General features: G+C 56.0%; 4 protein-coding genes. All 4 read left to right on the top strand.

The features are described 5' to 3' along the window. Nucleotides 1-278, top strand: a 278-nt coding sequence (locus HW443_RS10005) for a DUF5372 family protein (RefSeq protein WP_176236117.1), incomplete at its 5' end; no start/stop codon positions are given. Further along, complete coding sequence (locus HW443_RS10000) at nt 278-943, top strand: helix-turn-helix domain-containing protein (RefSeq protein WP_176238136.1); 666 nt, start codon at nt 278-280, stop codon at nt 941-943. The genes HW443_RS10005 and HW443_RS10000, both read left to right, overlap by 1 nt. Beyond that, the gene (locus HW443_RS09995; protein WP_176238135.1) at nt 940-1,236 is read left to right on the top strand and encodes a hypothetical protein; all 297 of its coding nucleotides are present in this window, start codon (nt 940-942) and stop codon (nt 1,234-1,236) included. The genes HW443_RS10000 and HW443_RS09995 overlap by 4 nt, the downstream gene beginning before the upstream one ends. After that, on the top strand, nt 1,233-3,320 hold the full coding sequence (locus HW443_RS09990; protein ID WP_176238134.1) for a recombinase family protein: 2,088 nt from the start codon (nt 1,233-1,235) through the stop codon (nt 3,318-3,320). The genes HW443_RS09995 and HW443_RS09990 overlap by 4 nt, the downstream gene beginning before the upstream one ends. The last annotated feature ends 5 nt before the right edge of the window (nt 3,321-3,325 follow it).

Genomic DNA, 3,325 nt, shown 5'->3' with positions numbered 1-3,325 from the left:
TAGATGCAAGTGATAAGAAAGATCGACAGAAGATTCGGGTTGTCCACCCCTTTCATCCTCAGCGGGGCCAGTCTTTTCCCTTCGTAATTGCCAAAATGCTATGGGGGGAGCAACGGGTGACGGTGGAGTTTCCAGACGGCACTCTGCGCTCCCTTCCGGTCAGTTGGACCGACTGGCTACCTCCCGATCCCTACCTGAGTGTAGGCTGTGGCCGCTCTCGTTTTCGGGTGGAGGATCTGCTTCGGCTGCGGGATCTGATCGATTCGAGAGGGAAGTAATGTCAACCAAATTTCGTCCCGACTGTCAACTTAATTATTTACCAGACTTCCCAATATGCTCCTGTCGATGGTTCGGAATAGGCTTTAAAACTCCTGATATTGAGGGTAATAAAGGAATAAAAAGACTTGACATCGGCCTTGAGATGTATATAATTAAGATTACAGCCATGTCTCGATCTAAACCACATCAGGATAGGAAGTCCAAGATTGCCCTCTTGCGCGAGCAAGGTGCTTTGCATCCTGATCCCGACTCGGTTCGGGACGAAGCCTTCCGCAGTCAGGAGTTTTTCGATGCCCACGACCGGGTTCAGGTCAAGTACGAGATGCTCCGGCGCCATCAGGTGGAGGGCCGGTCGGTCACGGAAGTGGCCGAATCTTTCGGCCTCAGTCGCCAGGCTTTTTACAAAGCGGAGGCGGTCTTTGAGGCGCAGGGTATCCCAGGGCTGCTTCCACGCCGTCGCGGCCCCCAAGGTGCTCACAAGTGCACGGATGAGATTTTAGATTTTGTCGAGCAATGGCAAGCGGAGTCTGGAACGACTAAGGCCGAAAAGGCAGTTCCGGTGGTGGAGAAGCAGTTTGGAGTCAAAATCAACCCCCGTACTTTAGAGCGGGCGTTGGCCCGGCGCAAAAAAAAACGACCGAGGAAAGGACAGGGAACACCATGAGCACCCCATTGGATGGGGACTATATTCTGGAGCAGTACGAAGCACTCCGCCTTCAAGCCCTGGGAGGCAATGCTACAGGAAAATGCGGACATGGACTAGCTCTATTTCTGTCTCGTGGCATGAGTGCCTGGATCAGCGCCCTCTCGGCACTGGTCGGCCCACCTGGCCTCCCCCGTTGCGAAATGGAAGCCCCCGTGGTTGCCCTAGCCGAGCTTCCCCTAACGAATCGCGCCGATTTAACGGTGCTGCTGGCAGGCATGATTCTGGCCTGCCATGAGGAGGGGGGACGATGAGCGTCACGAGCAAGGTTACAGGGGAGCATTTAAGTAGACTGGCTTACCTGTATGTACGGCAGTCCTCGCTGCGCCAAGTTCAGGAGAATCGAGAGAGCACAGCTCGACAGTATGATCTGAAACGCCGTGCTCAAGCATTGGGGTGGAACTCGGAGCAAATCGTAGTTATTGACGAGGACCTGGGACTTTCTGGTACCAGCTCTGCGCAGCGAAACGGCTTTCAGCGTCTGGTGGCTGAAGTGGGCCTGGGTCGCGTGGGGCTAGTGATGGGCCTGGAAGTTTCTCGGCTGGCCCGCAGCTCGACCGATTGGCACCGGCTTCTGGAAATTTGTGCACTTTCGGAAACTCTGATTCTGGATGAAGATGGTCTATACGATCCCAGCCACTTTAACGATCGGCTGCTCCTGGGGCTGAAAGGGACCATGAGCGAGGCCGAACTGCATGTGCTAAAGGCTAGACTTGTAGGCGGACAACTCAACAAGGCCCGCCGCGGTGAGCTGTGGATCCGACCGCCCCTTGGATATATCTTTGATGGACAGCGCTTGGCCTTTGATCCGGACGAGCAAATCCAAGGAACGGTGCGTCTGCTTTTTGAAACTTTTCGTCGTACGGGTTCGGCCGTGCAAGTCGTGCGACATTTTTCCCGAGAAGGCATTCAATGGCCGCGCCGACTGGCCAGTGGACCCAGAGCAGGCGAGGTTGTCTGGGCGGCCCTGGAACATAGTCGGGTGCTCAATGTCCTTCACAACCCGCGCTATACCGGAGCCTACGTTTACGGCCGAACCCGGCAGCGTAAGCTGGGAGGAGGGCAAGTGCGCTACCGGAGACTGCCCCAAGAAGAATGGCAGGTTTTCCTGCCTAATGTCCATCCGGGCTATATCACCTGGGAAGAATATGAAGCCAATCAAGTAAAGCTTCGGGAAAATGCCAATGGCTACGGAGCCGATCGGCGAAAAAGCCCTCCTCGGGAAGGGCCGGCTCTATTACAAGGCTTGGTTCTGTGCGGGATCTGTGGGCAGCGGATGACGGTTCGCTACTACGTGAGTCAAGGACATCCGGTACCCGACTACGTTTGTCAGAGGCGGGGTATCCAAGCTGCTGAGCCGATCTGCCAGAGTATCCCGGGGTCAGGCCTGGATGAGGCCATAGCCCAAGTTGTTCTGGAGGCCATGACTCCAGCTTCCCTGGAGATCGCGCTGGAGGTTTTTGAAGAGCTGCGGGCTCGCAAGACGGAGGTCAATCGTCTGCGCTTGGCCCAAGTCCAGCGGGCCCGGGAAGAGGCGGAACTGGCTCAGCGCCAGTACATGCTGGTGCGGCCGGAAAATCGACTGGTGGCCGATCAATTGGAGAGACAATGGAACGAAAAGCTGCAAGCCTTATCCCTGGCTGAAGAGGAATATCGTCGCATCTGTGAGAGTGAGAGCCCGGAGCTGAGCGAGGGGGACAAAGAGCGCATCCTTCTTCTTGCCTCTGACCTTCCGCGAGTCTGGAAAGATCCACGGACGCCGGCACGGGACCGCAAGCGCATGCTCCGCTTGCTGATCGAAGATGTCACCCTCAAGCGGCAGGGAAAAATCATTCGCATCGGCATTCGTTGGAAAGGCGGCACTACCACATCCTTGCAACAGCCGGTACCCCCTAATGCAGCCGAGCGATTCCGGACTCCTCCTGACATTGTTGAGCAAATCAGGGCTTTGACCATGGAACAGACCGACGGGGAGATTGCTGAGACACTCAACTGCCGAGGACTGCGAACCGGTCGGGGCAAAAAGTTTACTCGTCAGATTGTCAGAAATCTGCGACGCGCTTACGACATTCGGAGCTTTCAAGAACACATGCGTGAGGCCGGATGGCTGACTACGCGCGAAGTGGCCGCTCAACTCGGAATCCATCATCAGACCGCTCAGAAGTTCGCCCGGGAAGGGGTGCTCAGGGCTTGTAGGGTTAACGACAAAGATGAGATACTATTCGAACCGATCACGGGGCCTCGCCCTGTCGCACAGCCGGGTAAGCGCTTCAAAGATCGACGGCGATATCCCAAGTGTTCGTCGAAAAGAAGAAACGAGGTGCAGTATGAAGCCTGATCCTT

The sequence above is a fragment of the Candidatus Hakubella thermalkaliphila genome (assembly GCF_013281975.1).
Taxonomy (GTDB): domain Bacteria; phylum Actinomycetota; class Humimicrobiia; order Hakubellales; family Hakubellaceae; genus Hakubella; species Hakubella thermalkaliphila.
This window is presented reverse-complemented; position numbering and strand designations above follow the sequence as displayed.